Here is an 18,686-nt window from a genome sequence, read left to right as displayed (position 1 = left end):
GAACGATCAGGCCGACGCTGCCGCCTCCGTCGTTGCGTTGGCCGACGACAGGCCGGACAGCGCCACCAATTGCGCCGGCTCCAGCGGCGGCGACAAGAGGTAGCCCTGCAGCTGCTGGCAGCCCATGGCGACCAGCAGCGCCTTTTGCACCTCGGTCTCTACGCCCTCGGCGGTGACCTCGACCTTGAGCGCGCCGGCGAGATCGATCAGCGCCTTGACGATGGCGCCCGAATTGCCGTCGCCGTCGAGAAGCCGCACGAAGGAGCGGTCGATCTTGAGCTTGTCGATGGCATGGCGGCGCAGATAGCTCAGCGACGAATAGCCGGTGCCGAAATCGTCGAGCACAATGCCGACGCCCGACTGGCGCAAGGCTGCCAGAGCCGCTCTGGTGGTGTCGTTGTTTTCCAGGAGAACGTTTTCGGTGATTTCGAGCTGCAGGCGCTTCGGCGCCAGTCCGGTTTCGGCGAGGATCGAGGCAACCTCTTCGGCAAAGCCGGCGTCGCGCAATTGCAGCGGCGAGACATTGACGGCGAGCCACGGCAGTTTGGTCTTCACGGCGAAGCGGCAGGCTTCCAGCAGGGCCCATGCGCCGAGCTGCCCGATCATGCCGCGTTCCTCGGCGATGGCGATGAACTGCGCCGCCGGCAGTGCGCCATGGACCTCATGCGCCCAGCGGATCAGCGCCTCGGCGCCGACAATGGTCTTGCCGTCGCTGGCAAAGACCGGCTGGTAGGCGAGCTTGATACCGGTGCCGCCATTCAGCGCGCTGCGCAGCTCGCTCTCGACCTTGCGCTTGCGCAGCAAAAGGTCGTCCATGTCGCCGGCGAAGACCTGGTAGCGGCCACGGCCGTTCTTCTTGGCTTCGTAGAGCGCGATGTCGGCCTTGCGCAGCAGATCGTCTGCGTCGGCATCAGGGCCTGTCGACAAGGCTATGCCGATGCTGGCGCTGATAAAGACCTGATCGTCCATCAGCTTGAACGGCTCCTGCAGTTTCTGCAGCACCCTCTCGGAAATATCCTCTGCGTTCCTGACGTCGCGGACATCGATCAGGATCACCGCGAATTCGTCGCCACCCAGTCTTGCCACCGTGTCGACGTCGCGAACCGTATGCTGAAGCCTGGCCGCCGTCTGGCGCACGAGTTCGTCGCCTGCCGGGTGACCAAGCGTGTCGTTGACATGCTTGAAGCGATCTAGATCGAGATAAAGCAGCGCGACCTTGCTTTCATTGCCGGAGGTAAGCAAGGCACGCCGCAGCCTGTCCTCGAACAGTGCCCGGTTGGGCAGGCCGGTGAGCGTGTCGTGAAAGGCGAGATATTGCGCCTGGGCCTGGCTGGTCTGCAGCGCCGATGACGCACGGCGCAGACGCCGGAGCAGAAAGGCGAGCACGCTCGCCGCAACCAGCGCGGCCAGAGCCAGGGCCGGGCTGGCCTTGCCCACCAGCGTCAGGCCGGGCCGTTCCTGGTCCCAGGCAATATAGCCGAGGATGACACCCTGTTTGTCGATAAGCGGAATGGCAGCAGAGCCAAGCGGCTGAGCCATCGGCAGGAGATGCGCCCCCGCCAGCAGATATTTCTGCGCGATCTTGCCGATCACCGCGTCGTTGATGAACTCTATGGAGACATGCAGATATTCGCTGCCGGATGCCTGGGTGACGCGATCCGAACTCGGCACCAGAGGCATGACGCTGAGTATGGCAGGCTGACCGCCAAGCGAGACCAGATCGTCGGCAACGAATTTTGCGCCGGCCTGGCTTGCGTCCTTGCTCATCATCTGGCGCAACCTGGCGATGGTCGGCCGCAAAGCGGGTTCGTCCTCGCCAAAGACGGCAGGCGACACGACCTTGCCTTCGCGCATGGCGTGGACCGGCCGGTTGGCGTCGTCCAGCACATAGACCCGGTTGTGGCCGTAATACGAGGACATCCAGACGCTGAGATTCTCTGCCATCCAGGTCTGGTTGCCGGCCTTGGCGTTGATAACGGAATCATCCCAGACGGCGACGCTTTCCTGCTCGCGCTTTACCGCGGCGACCTGGTCCTGCAGGCCGTTGGCCAGGAAAACCTTCTGCCGCTCGAGCGAGACCCGGTCGGCCTGCATGGTGGCGTAAAGGCCGAAGCCGACAACGATGGCCAGTGCAAAAACGGCAAGCGTCAGCACCGTCAGGGTGACCTGGAACGTCAACGGGCTGCGTTGTCTGCGGGCGCTCATGCGTCCTCCTTGGCCCAGAGTCAATCAGGACAGGCTTAAGATCAAGTTATGGAATCTTGACGCGGAGCGACAACAGCCGCTCAATCGGCCGATGAGCGACGCAGAATCCGAATCACGAACCAATGCCACCGAATACACGGTGAGCGAGATTTCCGGCGCGCTGAAGCGCACGGTCGAGGATGTCTTCGGCCATGTGCGGGTGCGCGGCGAAATTTCCGGCTATCGTGGGCCGCACTCTTCCGGCCATGCCTATTTCACCCTGAAGGACGACCGCGCGCGGCTCGATGCCGTGGTCTGGAAAGGCACGATGAGCCGGCTGAAATTCCGCCCCGAAGAGGGGATGGAGGTGATCGCCACCGGCAAACTCACCACCTATCCCGGCAAATCCAACTACCAGATCGTCATCGACAATCTAGAACCCGCCGGCGCCGGGGCGCTGATGGCGCTTTTGGAAGAGCGCAAGCGGCGACTGCAGGCCGAAGGGCTGTTCGATGCCGGCCGCAAGCGGCGGCTGCCCTTCATGCCGCGCACCATCGGCGTCGTCACCTCGCCGACCGGATCGGTGATCCGTGACATCATCCATCGCATCAAGGACCGCTTTCCGCTGCATGTGCTGGTCTGGCCGGTGAGAGTGCAGGGCGAGACGGCGGGGGCGGAAGTGACGGCGGCCGTCAACGGCTTCAACGCGCTGGCCTGGGATGGAGCGATCGTGCCGCCCGACCTTCTGATCGTGGCGCGCGGCGGCGGCAGCCTCGAGGACCTCTGGGGGTTCAACGATGAAGGGCTGGCGCGCGCCGTCGCTGCCTCGCGCATCCCGGTGATTTCGGCCGTCGGCCACGAGACCGACTGGACCTTGATCGATCTCGTCGCCGACATGCGGGCACCGACGCCGACAGGTGCGGCGGAGATCGCGGTGCCGGTGAAAGCGGACCTCGAAGCGACACTAGCCAGTCTTGGCGCACGGCTCAAAGCAGCTACCTTGCGCAATTTCGAACGCAAGCGGCAGGCCTCGCGTGCGGCCGCCCGCGCGCTGCCCTCGCCCGACCAGTTGCTGGCGCTGCCGCGACGGCGGCTGGACGAGGCGGCCAGCCGGCTTAGCCGGGGGCTGATGGTCTCCACCGAAAGAAAGCAAGCTCGGTTCTTCGCCGTGAAGCTCACTCCGGCAACGCTGTCGCGGCGGATTGCCGAGGCGCGACGCACCAACGACCGCAACCTTTTGCGCGCCCAAGGGGCGCTGCGCGCATTGGCGAGAGCCCGGCGCGCGGAGTTGAATCGTGCGGCGGATCAGTTGCCAAAATGTGCGAAAGCATCCCTGCAACGGCACAGGCAGCAACTGGCTTTGCTGCAAGGCCGCATTACGATCGAGCCAACGGCACGGCGGCAAACCGTGCAGAGGGATCTGCTGACAGCTTTGACGAGACGCGGCACGCAAGCGGTACTGCTCAGGCTGGAGCGACTGCGCGGCCGCATCGTCCAATCCGAGAGGCTGATGGCAACGCTGTCGCACAAGGCTGTGCTGGCCCGCGGCTTCGCACTGGTCAAGGATGCCGACGGCGCGGTGATCAAACTGGCAGTTGATGTGGCGCCGGGCGCTGGCCTGCAGCTGGAGTTCGCCGACGGCATCGTAAATGCAGTCGCGACCGGCGACGCCGAGCGGGTGCAGGCCGTTGCCAAACCAGCGGCCACGCCGCCCGCCAGCAAACCCGCCGCAAAGCCGACGGCCAGCAAACCGAAAGAACCGGGCAATCAGGGCTCGCTTTTTTAGAGGACCGCATGACCGGACATGACCCGCATCTTCAAACGCCGGCGGGCAAGCCGCGCGCCCGTGCTTTCGGCATTGCCTTCGAGGGCACGCCGGGCGGCTTCAACGCCATCACCGATGTGCCCGGCGTATCGGTCGGCTATGCGACGCTGATTTCCGGCGAGGGTCTGCTCGAGGTTGGCACGGGGCCGGTGCGCACCGGCGTCACCGCCATCCTGCCGCGGCCGTTGGCTGAGCTCGCCACGCCGGTGTTTGCCGGTGTCTTCAGCCAGAACGGCAATGGCGAGTTGACGGGGTCGCACATTATCGAGGAAGTCGGCGCCTTCAACCTGCCGGTCACCATCACCAACACGCATTCCTGCGGCGTCACCCGCGACGGCACGCTGCGCTGGATGCAACGCGTGCTGCCGGCGGCGCTCGACAGCGGCTGGGGCCTGCCGGTTGCGGCGGAGACCTATGATGGTTTCCTCAACGACATCAACGGTCATCACGTCGGCTTCGAAGATGTCGAAGCCGCGCTCGACGGTGCCGCCGGTGGAGCGATCGAGGAAGGCAGTGTCGGCGGCGGCACCGGCATGATTGCCTTTGGCTTCAAGGCCGGCTCGGGCACGGCATCGCGCATCGTCGAGTGGCAGGGCATCAGGCATACGGTCGGCGTATTCTTGCAGGCGAATTTCGGCAAGCGGCGCAATTTCACACTGCGCGGCGCCCGCGTCGGGCCCGATCTGGTAGAGCCGGCGATGCGCGAAGGCACGCCGCGTGCCGAAAAGGACTCGATCATCGCCATCGTCGCCACCGATGCGCCATTTCTGCCGCACCAGATGAAGCGGCTGGCAAAGCGCGTGCCGCTCGGCATCGCCATGACAGGCGGCTTCGGCTACCACAGTTCGGGCGACATTTTTCTGGCCTTCACCACCGCCAATCCGCAAGCAGCACTTGCACCGTCGGGATGAACCGCAAACGCCGCTTACATCCCGGACGTCGATATCGATCCGTTCTTCGATGCGGTGGCGCAAGGCGTAGAGGAGGCGATCCTCAATGCAATGGTCGCCAATGAGGATATGAGCGGACGCGACGGCAATTTCGTGCCGGCGCTGCCGAAGGCCTGGCTGAAAGATCGATTTGGATAGAGGACAAGGCCTGGCGGCGCCAGGCCTGTTGCGTCACGGCTTGGCCGCGTTGCTCTGGTCGGCCTCGGCCGCCTCTTCGAGCCGCGATGCGATCAGTTCCTGGATGTCGCCGACTTCTTCCTGGATATCTTCCAGCGGAATGCCGACCTCAGCGGCCTTGGCCGCGCACTCCTTGGCGAGGGTCTCGGCCTGCTTCTCGATCTTTACCGGCGAGTGCTGGCAGTGAACCTTTTCACCGATCCATCCGCGCAAGAACTCGATCGCATGTTCACTCATACTGCTTTTCCCTGGCGGCTATGCCGGTTGGTAACCGTAAACGTCCGCACCCGGTAAAGGATGCATGCTGCCATTCGAACCGAGTCGGCTTCGCCCGGCAAGTTGATCTTGTCGGAGGTCCGAAGAGCCGAATGAAGGGAAGGGTTCAATGAGCACGTTCTGATTGTTTGATAGAGTGGTACGTTGGCCGGGATCGGCTTCGGCTCTATGCTATTGTTCTTACGATCTTTTCCTGCTGTCGACGGCCGATTTGTATCACAATAGGGATCACAACGCGTAACACATTTTCTGCTGCTTCGTGGTACACCGCCACAGCTACACGGTCGAAGCCGCCGCTATATAGTGACATCATTATGCGATGTCGACTCTATCAGCCATCCTGCTTCTTTCCGCCGCGCTGTGTCAAACGTCATCCCCGTCCAGTATGGAGATCGGATGGCCCCGGAGGGCGTATGAAGATGTTGATTTTATTGCGTTTCGTGGGCCAAAATCAGAAAGCTCTCGTCAGCGTCACCCCGCTCGACTGCCTCCGCCACACTCAGCGCCTCCGACGTCGATTCCTTGCACGTAAGGCGCGGGCCGGATGAACGACAACATTGGCGCTTTGGCAGCGCGCTCCTGCTAAGGACGATGTCTCGATGCAACAAGCTCTGCCTTTCGCTGCGCCGTCTCCAGACCGATTGAGATGAAGGCGCGCGCATGCCGGGCCAATTCCATATTGTCGGACCACAGATTGCGCCAGATCGCCGTCTTCCGTGACAGGTTCTCGTCGACGATCTTCGACGAGAAGGATTCAAAGCTGAGGTCGTCCCTATAGCCGATCGCGGTCAGCGCATCGAAGATGGCGGCAAAGTCGATATTGCCGGTGCCGAGGAAACCGCGATGGCTCTCGCCGATATGGACATAACCGATCTTGTCAGCGGCATGGCGGATAGCCAGTCCGACATCGGCCTCCTCGATGTTCATGTGGAAGGTATCGAGATGCAGGAAGATGTTGTCGGAGCCGGTGTCCGCGATGAAGGCCAGGCCTTGTGAAGCGGTGTTGAGAAGATTGCTTTCGAAGCGATTGACGATCTCCAGATTGAGCGTGACGCCGGCGGCCTTGGCCGTCTCCGCAACCTTCGCAAGTGTACCCGCGCTGCGGTTCCACTGATCGCGCGTCGGCGCCTGCGTCTGCAAGCCGTGGCTGGTACTGAGGATGCCGCCAATCTTCTGGCCGCCGAGATCGCGGGTGAGCGCGATCGTCTCGTTGAGGATCTCGACGCCGCGCGCGGCAACCGCCTTGTCGGCACTCGAAATGTCGCGGTCGGCCGGCAGGCCGATGCTGATCGCCACGCCAAGCTTGAGGTCGGCGATGCGCCTGGCCAGCCCGCCAACGTCGACATTGGCGGGGTCAAGATAGGAGAACTCGATCAGGTCGAAACCGGCCTCCTTGGTGTTGGCCAGCGTCCGTTCGAGGTCGCCTTGCGCCGAACTCGCCGACCAGACGAAGGAATGAATACCGATGCGCGACATGATCGTCTCCCGTTTCTGGAATTGAGTTGCGGCCGGGTTGCCCCGGCCGCATCGGCCTTGGGAGGCTTAGCGGGCTGCGGTCCAGCCCTTGTAGTCTTTCAGGTTCTCGGCCGTGATCAGCTTCGGGTCGAGCAGCACGGTCGGCTCCGCCGGCTTCTTGCCGGCAAGCAGCTCAGCCGCCATCGTCAGCGACTGGCCAGCCATCACGTAGGGATCCTGCGAAGCCGAGGCCTTGATCATCGAGGTGCCGGAAGCGAGTTCCTTCTCGATATCGGGAGCGCCATCCACTGCGGTGAAGATGAACTCCGAGCGATTGAGCTGCTTGGCCGCAAGCTGGGCGCCGATCGCCGTCGGATCGTTGATGGCAAACACCGCATCGATCTTGTCGAAGCGGGTGAGCAGCGACTGGAAGACCTTCAGGCCGCCGTCGCGCGAGCCTTCGGCATTCTGGTCGTCGGAGAGGATCTTGATGTCGGGGTGTTTTGCAAGGACGTCTTTGCAGCCCTTCACCCGCTCCAGGATCGACGACGACGCCGGGCCGTTGAGGATAACGTAGTCGCCCTTGCCGCCGGTGTGGTCGACCAGATACTGGCAGGCCTCTTCGCCGGCCTTGACGTTGTTGGTCATCACGGTGACGTCGGCGCCTGGCGCCGAGACGTCGAAGGCGGCAACGACGATGCCCGCTGCTTGCGCCTTCTTCACCGCCGGGCCGATCGCCTTGGCATCGACCGCATTGAGCATGATCACGTCGACCCCGGCGGCGATGAAGGAATCGACCTGAGAGACCTGCTTGTTGAGGTCGTAGTCGGCCGACACTGAGGTTACCTCGACCTTTGGGTTGATCTTCTTGGCTGCGTCCTCGATGCCCTTGATGGTGGCGACGAAGAAGGGGTTGCCGAGCAGGCCGACCGAGATGCCGACCTTGTTGAGGTCCTTGGCCGATGCGGGCGCGATGGCGGCGGCCGCGAGTGCGACGCCGCAGAGCAGTTTAGCGATGGTCTTCATTGCTTTCCTCCAATTGCCCCGCGCCTCTCACGGTGCGTTACACAAACCGGTCGTTTACGCCGGCGACCAAGGTCAATCACGTTCTCGCTCCTGCCTGGAGCCTGTAGCGGTCGAGGGCGACTGCCACGATGATGACCAATCCCTTGATGATGTACTGCCAGATGTCCGAGACACCGGCCAAGATGAGCCCGTTGGATAGCACCGCTATGATCAGGCCACCGATCAGCGTACCCCAGATCGAGCCGACGCCGCCGACGAAGCTGGTGCCGCCGAGAATGACCGCGGCAATGGCGTCGAGTTCGTAAGACTGCCCAAGCTGCAGCCCGTTGGCCGCATAGAGCCGGGCCGCTGACATGGCGCCGCCAAGGCCGGCCAGCAGGCCGGAAACGCCATAGACAAAGAGCAGCACCAGCGGCACCTTGATGCCGGTCAGCCGCGCCGCTTCGGCATTGCCGCCAACGGCATAGATCCAGGTGCCGAGCACGGTGCGCTTGAGCACCAGCCAGGACAGCACCACGATCGACAAGGCGATGATGACCAGCCACGGAATGCCGAACAGCGAACCGTTGCCGATGAAGTCGAACGGCAGGTCCGAGTTGAACACCGTGGTGTCCTGGCCGAGCAGGCGGGCGACGCCGCGCACAGCGGTCAGCGACCCCAGCGTGACGATGAAGGGCGGCAGTCTGATATAGGCGATCAGCAGCCCGTTGATGACGCCGAAGCCGAGGCCGACGAGAATGGCCGCCGGCACGCCCAGCAGTCCCCAATCGGGCACCAGCGACACCATCACCGCCACCATCGCCGAGGCGGCAAGTATCGAGCCGACGGACAGGTCGATCCCGCCGGTCAGGATGACGAAGGTCATGCCCGCTGCCAGCACGATGTTGATCGACGATTGCTGCATGACGATCAGCAAATTGGTCTGGGTGAAGAAGCGCGCGTTCATCAACTGGAAGCCGACCGCCAGCAGGATCAGGATCGGCAGCATGCCAAGGGCGGCGAAGGCGGTGCGCAACCGCCGGCTCCTGCCGACAACCTGGCCACTGATCTCGGTCGCCTTGTCGGTCATCCCTTGGCCGCTCCCGTTGCAAGTTCCATGATTGCTTCCTGGCGCAGCGGCTGGTCTTTGGACGCCGTAACCTCGCCGGCAATCGTGCCGTCGCGCATTACCAGCACGCGGTCGGCAACGCCGATCACCTCCGGCAGTTCGCTGGAGATCATCAGGATGGCGATGCCCTTTTTGGCGAGATTGTCGATCAGCCGGTAGATTTCCGACTTCGCTCCGACATCGACGCCGCGCGTCGGTTCATCCAGGATGACCACTTGCGGCTCGGTCTCGAGCAGGCGGGCAAGCAACACTTTCTGCTGGTTGCCGCCCGACAGCGAACCGGCATTGGCCTGTACCGACCTGGTGCGGATGGAGAGATCCGAAACGGCAGTGGCAGCACGTCTCTCGGCGGCTTTGAAATCGCGCAAGCCGCCGGGCCGCGCATCCCTGGCCAGCACGCCCATGCTGATGTTGTCGGAGATCGACATGTCGAGAAAGAGGCCGAGCTCCTTGCGGTCTTCGGTGAGATAGGCGATGCCGGCATTCAGTGCCTCGCTTGGCGAGCCGATGGTTACGGGCTTGCCGTCGAGTTCCAGCGTGCCGGCGATGCGTCTGTCGGCACCGAAGATCAGTCGCGCGAGTTCGGTGCGGCCCGAGCCGACAAGGCCAGCCAGAGCCAGCACCTCGCCCTTGTACAGTTCGAAGGAGCAGTTCTTCAGGAGATTGCCGTCCGCCATGCCGCGCACCGACAAGGCGACCGCGCGCTTGTTGTCCGGCGGGCGATGATCCTTCCTGTAAAAAGCGGACAGGTCGCGGCCAACCATCATCGAGACGAGGCGCGAGGCGTTCAGCTCGGCACGCTCGAGTGTGCCGACATAGCCGCTGTCGCGCAGCACGCTGACACGGTCGGCCAACTGGTAGACCTCTTCCATGCGGTGGCTGATGTAGATGATGGCGATGCCTTGCGACTTCAGCGTCGCGATGACCTCGAAGAGACGGTCGGTCTCGCGCGAGGTCAGCGAGGTGGTTGGCTCGTCCATGACGATGATGCGCGCGCTGGTCGAAAGCGCGCGGGCGATTTCGACCAGCTGACGCTCGCCGAGCGACAGGCTGGAAACCTGAGCCCGTGCGGAGAAGGACACGCCGAGACGCTTGATGATCTCATTGCTGCGCCGGTAGCATTGGTCGCGGTCGACGATGCCGAAACGCCTCGGCTCATTGCCGAGGAAGATGTTCTGCGCGACCGTCAGGTTGGGCGCCAGCGACAGTTCCTGATAGATAACCGCAATGCCGTGAGCCCGCGCCTTGATCGGGTCGCCGGTGGCGACCGGCACGCCGTCGATCAGTATCTCGCCGCCGGCATCAGGCCGATAGGCGCCGGACAGCACCTTCATCAAAGTCGACTTGCCAGCACCGTTTTCACCCATCAGCGCATGGACTTCGCCGGCATGGACGGTCAGCGACACGTCCTGCAAGGCGCGGACTGGCCCGAACGTCTTCGAGATGTGCCGCATTTCCAGCACTGGCTGGCGCGTGACTTCGGCCTGAGCAGCGACAATCACCGTGCGCCTCCCGCTGCCGCGCGGGGGATGCCCTGCTCGCCGATGAGGCCACGCCATGTGTCGCGATATCGGGCAAGTCCGGTGAAGCTTGCGGCACGCACGGGCTCCGGCACTTCCGCGGCAAATTCGCGGCCGACGGTCTCGAAGGCCAGCGCCGCCGCCCCGGTGGCGCTGCCCTCCAGTGTGGCCCCTTGCAGGAAGGCCTGGCTGGGACGCAGTTGCGCCACTAGCCCGGCGAGCAGGCCGCCAGCGTTCAGTCCGCCATCGACGATCACGGTGTTGTCCGAATGGATCTGGTCGAGGCAGAGGTCGACCATCAGCGCGACGTAGAGCAGCGCCACGGCTGCGCGTTCCTCGGCGCTTGGCATGCGGCCGACCAATTTGCCGGCGCGGCCGGGCATTGGTCCGCCCGGCGCGAAGCTCGGCAGCGCCATGCTGCCGGCGTTGATCACCCGCTGCACTGCCGCCGGCGCGATCGCGCCTTGCCAGCCGTCGCTGATCGTGGCGAATTCGCGCCCGCCCATGAAGCGGATGGTCGGCACAGGGCCGCCGTCGATATCGACATTGACCAGCATGTCGCGCTGGCCATCGAGCGCGTCGAGCAGGCAATCCGGATTAAGCACGACGACCCAGGTGCCGGTCGAGACGACGGTGACCGGGCCAAGCTCCTGCCGGCGATAGGCATGGAGCGCGGCATTGCTGTCATGGACACCATTGTGGATGGCGATCCGCCGCTTCGTGTCGCCGAGGCGTTGCTCGCCGACAACCGAGCCCGCCCGCTCGAAAGCGGGCATCCGGTCGCGCCAGCCCTCAATATCGACCAGCGAACTGAAGTCGCGCTTGCGCGGCGCCCATAAATGCGAGTGGCAGCCGAGATAGGACACTTCCGAGACCGCCCGGCCGCCAAACCGCCAGCTCCAGTATTGTGGATAGCCGAGGATCGATTTCGCGGCCGTGAATGCACCGGGTTGCACCGCCTGTAGCCACAGCATGTGGCGACCGTAGTTGAAGCCGAGCGGCAATCGCGGCGAGAAGGTCTCGGTGAAATCCGGAACGAGGCGATCAATTTGCGCGGCAATATCAGCGGGCGGCTCTTGCTCATAATCGAGTATCGGATGCGTCAGCGCCGCCTCGTCGACCAGGGCAAAGGTGCAGCCATGGCCCGACACCATCACGCCCTGTACGCCATGGACGTCGGAGGCCTCGCTTACGGCGCGAACCGCCCAACTGTGAAGTGCTGCCTCATCAAGCACGCTGAAGCCATCTTTGCGCATCCAGTTCGGCCGGGTCCGGCGCTCGTCGACGATGCGCCCGTCCTGAGCGAAGACGAACAGCTTCGAATTGGTCTTGCCGAAATCGAGGACGGCCATCTTCACTGGATGGCTCCCGAAGCCGAAGCGATGCGCACCATGACGCCCGCGTCTTCCAGCATGCGCGCGTCGACGTCGGACAGGCCGTCATCGGTCACCAGCGTGCCGATGCGCGACAAGGGCAGCGCGATGTTACGGGCGTGGATCGACAGTTTGCGGCTGTCGGCCAGCACCACGATCTGGTCGGCACACAGGCTGAGATCGGCGATGGAGCGGACCAGCAGCGGGTGCGATTCCAGCACGCCCTCCTGGCCAAGGCCTTGCGCGCCGAGAAAGAACTTCGATGCGTAGAACGGCTCCGCCTGGGTCGGTGAATGGATGATGCCCGGCTCACGATGCAGATCGCCGCCGGCAACGGTCAGGCTGCAATGGCCGTGGTCGCTCAGATAGGCCGCGAGCGGCATCGAATTGGTATAGAGACGGATGCTGCGCTCAGCCAGCTTGACCCCAAGGTGGAAGCAGGTCGAACCGCCATGCACGATGACCGCATCGCCGTCGCGCACCATCGTGGCCGCGAGAGCGGCGATCTGCCGCTTGGCCTCGACCGCGAGGTCGCGGTTCTCGTCATAGGGCCTGGCATAGGCAACACCCGCCTGTGAAGCGCCGTCGAGCGCCGAGATGCCACCATAGACCTTCCGTGCTTCACCGGCCTCGTCGATCTTGTCGATGTCGCGCCGCACCGTCGCCGCCGACACGCCGAGCTGCCCCTGCAGTTCGCGCACCGACGCGAAGGGGCGATCCCGCAGCAACTCGACGATCTGACGCTGGCGGCCGGAGTCGCTCAATCGTTTTCCTCCCAGGAGCCGTTTTTGCCACGGCATTTGACGTAACTTACTCAACATCTTTCCGATTGCAAGAACCTTTGATGACATTAGATCACTATTGACGTAAGTCGCTCGCATCTGCGATACACATCAACATCCCACGACGGGTATCCGAAGCTGCGAGGCTGACGGAGCTGATAGAGGAAATGCGCCATGGCGAGCTATGCGGATGCGCAGGAAATGGCTGCTTTGCGGGCGCTTTCGGCCAGCATCGGGCGCAATCCAAATCTGACCCAGGCCGCCGGCGGCAACACCTCGCTGAAAGCCGGCGACACGCTGTGGATCAAGGCTTCCGGCACATGGCTGAAGGATGCGCTCTCCGAAGACATCATGGTCCCGGTGGCGATGGCGCCGCTGCTCAGGGCTGTCGAACAGCGCGACAGCGCCGCCGACCAGCCGCAGATCTTCGCCATCGAGACGCTCAACGCCCGGCGCCTGCGCCCTTCGATTGAAACCACCGTTCACGCGCTGATGCCGCAGCGCGTCGTCCTGCATGTCCATTGCGTCGAAACCATTTCGCTGGCGGTACAGGCCAATTGCGAGGTGGAAGCCGCCAGACGCCTTGATGGTCTCAAATGGGCGTATGTTCCTTATTTCCGGCCAGGCCTGCCGCTTGCCCAGGGTATTGCCGAGCGGCTTCAGGCTGGGGTCGACGTGCTGATCCTTGCCAATCACGGGCTGGTCGTCGCGGCCGATACCGTCGCCGAGGCCGAAGTGCTGCTGCGCCGCGTCACGCTGCTTCTGGCGCGGCCGGCGCGCCAAGTGGCGGAACCGGATGTTGCGGGATTGGCGGCGCTGGCCGGGAAAACCGGTTACAGGCTGCCGGCGGAAATCGAGGCGCACGCCGTCGCCATCGATCCCGAAAGCCGCCGCATGGCGTCCGGGGGCAGCCTCTACCCCGATCACGTCATCTTTCTGGGTCGGGGGTCGGTGGTGGCAAACCCCGGTGAGGATGTGCCGCGCGTCATCGAGCGGTGCGGTGCAAACCCCGTGGCGATCCTGTTTCCGGGGCTGGGCGTGCTGATGCGCGGCGATGCCAGTGCGGGCGCCGACGCCATGCAACGCTGCCTTGCCGACGTGACGGCACGCATCGACATTGCAGCGCGGCTGAACTACCTCACCGCCGCCGAGAACGATGAACTGGTCAACTGGGACGCCGAGAAGTATCGCCAGAAACTCAATGCCGCCAGCCGCTGACACGCCGCTTGCCATAGGCATCGACATCGGCACGTCCGGCGCGCGCGCGGTCGCCATGCGTCCGGATTTTTCCATTGCCGCGCGTTCCGCCGTTTCGCTCGAGTTGTTTGGCCGGAATGCCCGCGACCCTGCAGTGTGGTGGTCAGCGGTCGGCGCAGCGCTGGCGGAACTGCTTTCGGGCATCGACCGAACAGTGGTCCGATCGATCGCTGTTGACGGCACTTCAGGTACGTTGCTGCCGGTCGACGGCGCCGGGCGGCCGCTGGCCGAGCCGTTGATGTACAACGATACGGTCGCCGACAACGCCATTCTGGTCGCGATCGCTCGCGAAGCCCCAGCGACCAGTGCCGCACTTGGGGCAACGTCCGGTCTTGCCAAGGCGCTCTGGTTCCAGCGCACGCCCGGTGTTGCCGCGGTGCTGCATCAGGCGGACTGGATCGCGGGACAATTCTCCGGTCGCTTCGATGTTAGCGACGAGAACAATGCCTTGAAAACCGGTTACGACGCCACGGCCCGCTGCTGGCCGGACTGGATTGCGGCCACCGAAATGCGCATGGAGTTGCTGCCCGGTGTCGCCAGGCCGGGCGATGTCGTCGGCAAGCTCACCGCGGATGCCGCGGATGTGTTCGGCTTACCGCGCGAAATCGCCGTCGTCGCCGGAACGACCGATGGCTGCGCCTCGTTCCTGGCAACAGGTGCCGCGGCAATAGGCGACGGCGTCACCGCGCTGGGGTCGTCGTTGACCGTCAAGATCCTGTCCGACCGGCCTATCTCGGCGCCACGCTTCGGCATCTACAGCCATCGGCTTGGAGATGTCTGGCTGGCGGGCGGCGCATCGAACTCCGGCGGCAAGGTGCTGACACAGCATTTCCCTCTGGCGCGCATCGTCGAGCTGAGCATGGCGATCGACCCGATGACCGAGACCGGCCTCGACTACTATCCTCTTGCCACTGCAGGCGAACGCTTTCCGATCGCCGATCCGGCACTGCCGCCGCGTCTTGTGCCCCGACCGGTGGAGGACGCCGACTATCTGAAAGCCATGTTGGAGGGTATCGCCGCGATCGAGGCGCTCGGTTATGACAGGCTCGCCGAGCTCGGCGCGCCGCGGCTGACGTCGGTCAGAAGCGTCGGCGGCGGTGCGGCGAATGCCGCCTGGACGGCGATCCGGCGGCGCAGACTTGGTGTTGATTTCCTGCCGGCACTTTCGGACGAAGCCGCCGCCGGCACGGCGCGACTGGCGCTGACGGGCGCAAGCGCGGCGGGGCTTCTATGAGCGCGAAAACAGTCGAACACCTCAACGGCGTCAACCAGCTGGCCGAGCGCTATGATGTTTTCCTGCTCGATCAGTTCGGCGTGCTGCATGACGGTGCCAGCCCCTATCCAGGGGCGGTGGAAGCACTGTCGACGCTGAAGCGCGCCGGCAAGACCATTGTGCTGATCTCGAACTCCGGCAAGCGGGCGGGGCCCAACGAGAGCCGGCTGCTAAAGCTCGGCTTCGAACCGGGAAGCTGGGACCATTTTGTTTCTTCCGGCGAGGTCGCGTGGGAGTTCTTCCACGACATGGCGGTATCCGGAAAGCTACTGCCAAACACGAAATGCCTGTTGATAAGCCGCGACGATGACCGCTCGGCGATTGAAGGTCTGCCCTTCGCATTGACCAAGGACGGTGACGATGCCGAGCTGGTGCTGATCTCGGCCAGCGAGGGCGACCGCTACGATCTCGAGCACTATCGCCGGCTTCTTGCGCCGGCTGCGGTGCGGCAGGTGCCATGCTTCTGCACCAACCCTGACAAGATCATGCTGACGGCAGTGGGGCCGCGCTTCGGCGCCGGCCGGCTGGCGGATCTCTACGAGGACCTCGGTGGTAGCGTCACGCGTATCGGCAAGCCTTACCCCACTATATTCGGCGCTGCGCTAGCGGTGGCAGGCAATCCAGACCGCAGCACTGTGGTCTGCGTCGGCGACAGCGTCGAACACGACATCGCCGGCGGACTTGCTGCCGGCGTGGCCACGGTGCTGGTTCTGTCAGGAATATTGGCGGACACACCTGACCTGTTCGACCTATTAGACACGATGGACGCCTACCCGGATTACACCATGGATGGCTTCAGGTTTCGCTGATTTGATTAACCCGGCAGCGCTCGCGCCCGAATCCGGCCTCAACGCCTCGTGGCCACGAGCATTGGCCGGCTGGCTCAAGACTGCCGAACAGCGCGGATCCAGTCGAGCCGCGCGGCTGGAATGAGGCCGTAATTGTAGAAATTGACGCCGTCCACACCGGGCGCCAGCGCCGGCTTCACCTTGGCCGCGAGGATGTCGGGGCGGGCCATTTCCGGATAGAACAGCCGGTAGCCGGCGCCGAGGAATTTGTCCGCGCCCAGTGCCGCACGGCCGGCCGCCATCAGGCTGGCGACATCGCCGGCCTGCATGTCGTAGGCGCACAGGATCGCCCCGTCGCAGACCTTGCCCAGCGCTGCCAGATCGCAACCGCCAAGCCAGCCGTCTTTCAGATCGATAATGACGACCCGCGTCGTGGGATCGGCTACCTCGCGCAGTTCGGCGACCAGGCTGGTCACTGGCTCGAATCGCCACAAGAGATAGGCATGGAGCTCCGGCCACGGCGCAAAGGCGTCGAGGCCGCAGGCGGGGAAATCGGGAAAGCGCCGCTCAGGCACCGCACGCTCGCAGGTCTCGACGATCCATTGCCTGGTGAGCTTACGCGCCGCCTCGGCATCGATGCCGGCTTTTGCCGCACGGGCGACGCAGGACGGACAGAAGCACAGAGACAAAAGAAAATCGTCTTCCGGCGTCAGCCCGACACCGTCCTTCTCGTGATGGTATTCATGGGCAAAGCCCATGAAGGACGGGCTTTCAAGTTCTATCCGGTCCGGCCGATAGCTGTGCGAGATGTCGGCGATCAGCGCGCGGACATAGGCGCGCGCATCGGGATGGGACGGGCAGAGATTGTAGTAGTTGGCATCGCCGAAGGCGTTGCGGGTGACGGCCTGCGGATGCAGCATGCCCAGGCGGGTGTTGTGCAGGCAGACCGTCCAGCACGAAACGCCTAGCCCGCCCGCGTCGCGACGGCGGATGAGCTGACCGAGCACGTCGCCGCCCTCGGTGATCACGTCAGCCACCTTGGGTTGGATGGCTAGACTTCCCCAGCGCGCAGCGGTCGGCTTGAAATAGATGGTGCCGTCCTCAGGGAAATAGGCCTTGCGGCGCGGACTGCGCGGCTGCAGGAAGCGCCCGGCATGATAGGATGTCGCCAGGCTGATCATGTTGAGCCCGGCGCGCCCGACAAGATCACGTTCGACCGTCTCCAGGCCGAGATCCTGGATGTCCCAGGGATAGGTCCACATGGACAGTTGCTGCATGGAATATCCTCTGCCTTTGGCTCAGCCGTCGACCGGCTCTGCGACTTGCATTAGGCAGTCGCCCGCCTCACACATCGTGTGCAGCCGGCGCGACAGCACCAAGCCGCTTTCGGCGAAATGTAGGGCCTCCTCGGCAACATCGAGCCGCTCGAGATCGTGGTACCAGCCGGCCAATTGTCCTGAAGTGACACTGTCGCCGAGCCTGGCGGCGGGCTCGAACCAGCCGCGGCGGGTGGCATAGAGGCCCTGGCTGTGCCTGGACAGGGACAGCAGCCTTGTCGGCGCCGAAGGCTTTTCGCCCGCGCCAAGAACCGGCGCGTCGACCACACCCATTGCTATCATCAGACGGTCGAGCGCGCGGGCCGTGATCGCCATCGAATCGACCGTTGCGGTGCCACCGCCGCCGAACTCACCGCTGACGCCGACGGCGCCGGCGCGGCGCGCTGCGCCCATCGAGGTTGGCGAGGCCTGGCCGTTATCAGCGATAAAGCCGTAGGGCATGCCGAGCGTGCGCATCAGCTCGACGCCACGCCGGTGGCGCTCGGGATCGGCGTTGCGTTCGACCAGCGCGGTCGGCAGATGCTCCATCGACGTGCCGCCCGAATGGATATCGAAGACGACGTCGTGACGAGGAAACAGCTCCGTCTCAAGGAAATTGGCGAGCCGGCTTGTCGGCGTTCCCGAGGGATCGCCGGGAAACGCCCGGTTGAGATTGCCGCCGTCGAGCGGCGAGCAGCGCTTGGCGGCCATCACCGCAGGGGCGTTGGCCATCGGCATGATGGTGATGCGGCCCTTGATGCGCTTCGGATCGAGCCGGCGCGCCAGTTTTGCCAGCGACAGCTCGCCCTCATATTCGTCGCCGTGATTGCCGGCCATCAAAAGCAGTGACGGGCCGTCGCCATTGCGGATGAGGCAGATCGGCACCTTGACCTGAAAGTAGGGCGAGCGATCGATCGAGAACGGAATGCTTAGATGGCTGAGCGTCTTGCCGTCGCGGTCGAAATCGAGCGTGTGGGCGAGGCCGGTGTGCATGGTCAGACCGCCGCGACCGCGGTGATTTCGATGCGCAGATCAGGGTCGGCAAGCCGCGCCTCGACGCAGGCCCGCGCCGGCAGGCGGGCAGGATCGATCCAGGCATCGTAGATGCTGTTCATGGCCTCGAAATCACCGATCTGCGGCAGGAAGATGTTGACCGCCACCAACTTCGACTTGCTGCTGCCGGCCTCGACCAGCAGCGCCTCGACTTTGGCAAGCACGTCGCTGGTCTGGCCTTCGATGCCGGCCTTGCGATCGTTGGCCACCTGGCCGGCTATGTGAACGAGGCCGCCATAGACGACTGCCTGCGACATGCGCGAGCCGGACTGAAAATACTTGATCATATCGGATCCTTTCGAGGTTCTCTTTTTCGGGGATCT

At 64.1% G+C, this 18,686-nt stretch carries 15 protein-coding genes and 1 pseudogene; 5 read left to right on the top strand and 11 right to left on the bottom strand.

The annotated features are described in order from the left end of the window. Window positions 1-6: 6 nt before the first annotated feature. The gene (locus AC3CCE_RS25180) at window positions 7-2,205 is read right to left on the bottom strand and encodes a bifunctional diguanylate cyclase/phosphodiesterase (protein ID WP_352513127.1); all 2,199 of its coding nucleotides are present in this window, start codon (window positions 2,203-2,205) and stop codon (window positions 7-9) included. Between the two features lie 91 nt (window positions 2,206-2,296). Here AC3CCE_RS25180 and xseA point away from each other — a divergent pair, with 91 nt between their 5' ends. Both xseA and AC3CCE_RS25170 read left to right on the top strand, forming a co-directional pair. Continuing rightward, window positions 2,297-3,970, top strand: a complete 1,674-nt coding sequence (gene xseA / locus AC3CCE_RS25175; RefSeq protein WP_023735728.1) for an exodeoxyribonuclease VII large subunit — start codon at window positions 2,297-2,299, stop codon at window positions 3,968-3,970. Between the two features lie 8 nt (window positions 3,971-3,978). Then, window positions 3,979-5,097: pseudogene (locus tag AC3CCE_RS25170) on the top strand (DmpA family aminopeptidase). Between the two features lie 33 nt (window positions 5,098-5,130). On the opposite strand, the gene AC3CCE_RS25165 reads toward AC3CCE_RS25170, so the two are convergent. The 7 genes from AC3CCE_RS25165 to AC3CCE_RS25135 all read right to left on the bottom strand — a co-directional run bounded on the left by AC3CCE_RS25165 (window position 5,131) and on the right by AC3CCE_RS25135 (window position 12,658). Next, window positions 5,131-5,373, bottom strand: coding sequence for a DUF768 domain-containing protein (locus AC3CCE_RS25165; RefSeq protein ID WP_023670565.1), 243 nt, complete (start codon window positions 5,371-5,373; stop codon window positions 5,131-5,133). A 621-nt stretch (window positions 5,374-5,994) separates the two neighbouring features. Next, entirely contained in the window at window positions 5,995-6,888 is an 894-nt protein-coding gene (locus AC3CCE_RS25160) for a sugar phosphate isomerase/epimerase family protein (protein ID WP_352626317.1), read from the bottom strand. Window positions 6,889-6,954: 66 nt separating this feature from the next. Next, the gene (locus AC3CCE_RS25155; protein ID WP_023670567.1) at window positions 6,955-7,893 is read right to left on the bottom strand and encodes an ABC transporter substrate-binding protein; all 939 of its coding nucleotides are present in this window, start codon (window positions 7,891-7,893) and stop codon (window positions 6,955-6,957) included. Between the two features lie 76 nt (window positions 7,894-7,969). Continuing rightward, window positions 7,970-8,962, bottom strand: a complete 993-nt coding sequence (locus AC3CCE_RS25150; RefSeq protein WP_023701287.1) for an ABC transporter permease subunit — start codon at window positions 8,960-8,962, stop codon at window positions 7,970-7,972. Beyond that, the gene (locus tag AC3CCE_RS25145) at window positions 8,959-10,455 is read right to left on the bottom strand and encodes a sugar ABC transporter ATP-binding protein (protein ID WP_050588083.1); all 1,497 of its coding nucleotides are present in this window, start codon (window positions 10,453-10,455) and stop codon (window positions 8,959-8,961) included. The genes AC3CCE_RS25150 and AC3CCE_RS25145 overlap by 4 nt, the downstream gene beginning before the upstream one ends. Before the next feature lie 44 nt (window positions 10,456-10,499). After that, on the bottom strand, window positions 10,500-11,879 hold the full coding sequence (locus AC3CCE_RS25140) for an FGGY-family carbohydrate kinase (protein ID WP_023701286.1): 1,380 nt from the start codon (window positions 11,877-11,879) through the stop codon (window positions 10,500-10,502). Continuing rightward, window positions 11,876-12,658, bottom strand: a complete 783-nt coding sequence (locus AC3CCE_RS25135) for a DeoR/GlpR family DNA-binding transcription regulator (RefSeq protein ID WP_352513136.1) — start codon at window positions 12,656-12,658, stop codon at window positions 11,876-11,878. Before AC3CCE_RS25135 ends, AC3CCE_RS25140 begins: the two co-directional genes overlap by 4 nt. Before the next feature lie 192 nt (window positions 12,659-12,850). Between AC3CCE_RS25135 and AC3CCE_RS25130 the strand changes: the two genes are divergently transcribed. The 3 genes from AC3CCE_RS25130 to AC3CCE_RS25120 are packed head-to-tail and all read left to right on the top strand — an operon-like array spanning window position 12,851 to window position 16,015. Continuing rightward, window positions 12,851-13,894 (top strand): class II aldolase/adducin family protein, encoded by a 1,044-nt coding sequence (locus AC3CCE_RS25130; protein WP_023804496.1) that lies wholly within the window; start codon window positions 12,851-12,853, stop codon window positions 13,892-13,894. Further along, complete coding sequence (locus AC3CCE_RS25125; protein ID WP_031201226.1) at window positions 13,878-15,167, top strand: FGGY-family carbohydrate kinase; 1,290 nt, start codon at window positions 13,878-13,880, stop codon at window positions 15,165-15,167. The genes AC3CCE_RS25130 and AC3CCE_RS25125 overlap by 17 nt, the downstream gene beginning before the upstream one ends. After that, on the top strand, window positions 15,164-16,015 hold the full coding sequence (locus AC3CCE_RS25120) for a TIGR01459 family HAD-type hydrolase (protein WP_352513140.1): 852 nt from the start codon (window positions 15,164-15,166) through the stop codon (window positions 16,013-16,015). Before AC3CCE_RS25125 ends, AC3CCE_RS25120 begins: the two co-directional genes overlap by 4 nt. A 74-nt stretch (window positions 16,016-16,089) precedes the next feature. Here the strand turns inward: AC3CCE_RS25120 and AC3CCE_RS25115 are convergent, their stop codons facing one another. Genes AC3CCE_RS25115 through AC3CCE_RS25105 form a run of 3 tightly spaced genes read right to left on the bottom strand, consistent with a single transcriptional unit; the run spans window position 16,090 to window position 18,650 of the window. Further along, window positions 16,090-17,271, bottom strand: coding sequence for a hypothetical protein (locus tag AC3CCE_RS25115; protein WP_352513142.1), 1,182 nt, complete (start codon window positions 17,269-17,271; stop codon window positions 16,090-16,092). Window positions 17,272-17,292: 21 nt separating this feature from the next. Then, window positions 17,293-18,303 (bottom strand): succinylglutamate desuccinylase/aspartoacylase family protein, encoded by a 1,011-nt coding sequence (locus AC3CCE_RS25110; RefSeq protein WP_023686805.1) that lies wholly within the window; start codon window positions 18,301-18,303, stop codon window positions 17,293-17,295. A 2-nt stretch (window positions 18,304-18,305) separates the two neighbouring features. After that, on the bottom strand, window positions 18,306-18,650 hold the full coding sequence (locus tag AC3CCE_RS25105; RefSeq protein WP_023670576.1) for a RidA family protein: 345 nt from the start codon (window positions 18,648-18,650) through the stop codon (window positions 18,306-18,308). Window positions 18,651-18,686 lie beyond the last annotated feature (36 nt).

The organism is Mesorhizobium sp. P160187, assembly GCF_057766425.1.
This window is presented reverse-complemented; position numbering and strand designations above follow the sequence as displayed.

Bases quoted from the DNA above. Each gene is read 5' to 3' on its own strand.
- AC3CCE_RS25180 (WP_352513127.1), bottom strand. From the start codon at position 2,205: ATGAGCGCCCGCAGACAACGCAGCCCGTTGACGTTCCAGGTCACCCTG.
- xseA (WP_023735728.1), top strand. From the start codon at position 2,297: ATGAGCGACGCAGAATCCGAATCACGAACCAATGCCACCGAATACACG.
- AC3CCE_RS25165 (WP_023670565.1), bottom strand. From the start codon at position 5,373: ATGAGTGAACATGCGATCGAGTTCTTGCGCGGATGGATCGGTGAAAAG.
- AC3CCE_RS25160 (WP_352626317.1), bottom strand. From the start codon at position 6,888: ATGTCGCGCATCGGTATTCATTCCTTCGTCTGGTCGGCGAGTTCGGCG.
- AC3CCE_RS25155 (WP_023670567.1), bottom strand. From the start codon at position 7,893: ATGAAGACCATCGCTAAACTGCTCTGCGGCGTCGCACTCGCGGCCGCC.
- AC3CCE_RS25150 (WP_023701287.1), bottom strand. From the start codon at position 8,962: ATGACCGACAAGGCGACCGAGATCAGTGGCCAGGTTGTCGGCAGGAGC.
- AC3CCE_RS25145 (WP_050588083.1), bottom strand. From the start codon at position 10,455: ATGCGGCACATCTCGAAGACGTTCGGGCCAGTCCGCGCCTTGCAGGAC.
- AC3CCE_RS25130 (WP_023804496.1), top strand. From the start codon at position 12,851: ATGGCGAGCTATGCGGATGCGCAGGAAATGGCTGCTTTGCGGGCGCTT.
- AC3CCE_RS25125 (WP_031201226.1), top strand. From the start codon at position 13,878: ATGCCGCCAGCCGCTGACACGCCGCTTGCCATAGGCATCGACATCGGC.
- AC3CCE_RS25120 (WP_352513140.1), top strand. From the start codon at position 15,164: ATGAGCGCGAAAACAGTCGAACACCTCAACGGCGTCAACCAGCTGGCC.
- AC3CCE_RS25115 (WP_352513142.1), bottom strand. From the start codon at position 17,271: ATGCAGCAACTGTCCATGTGGACCTATCCCTGGGACATCCAGGATCTC.
- AC3CCE_RS25110 (WP_023686805.1), bottom strand. From the start codon at position 18,303: ATGCACACCGGCCTCGCCCACACGCTCGATTTCGACCGCGACGGCAAG.
- AC3CCE_RS25105 (WP_023670576.1), bottom strand. From the start codon at position 18,650: ATGATCAAGTATTTTCAGTCCGGCTCGCGCATGTCGCAGGCAGTCGTC.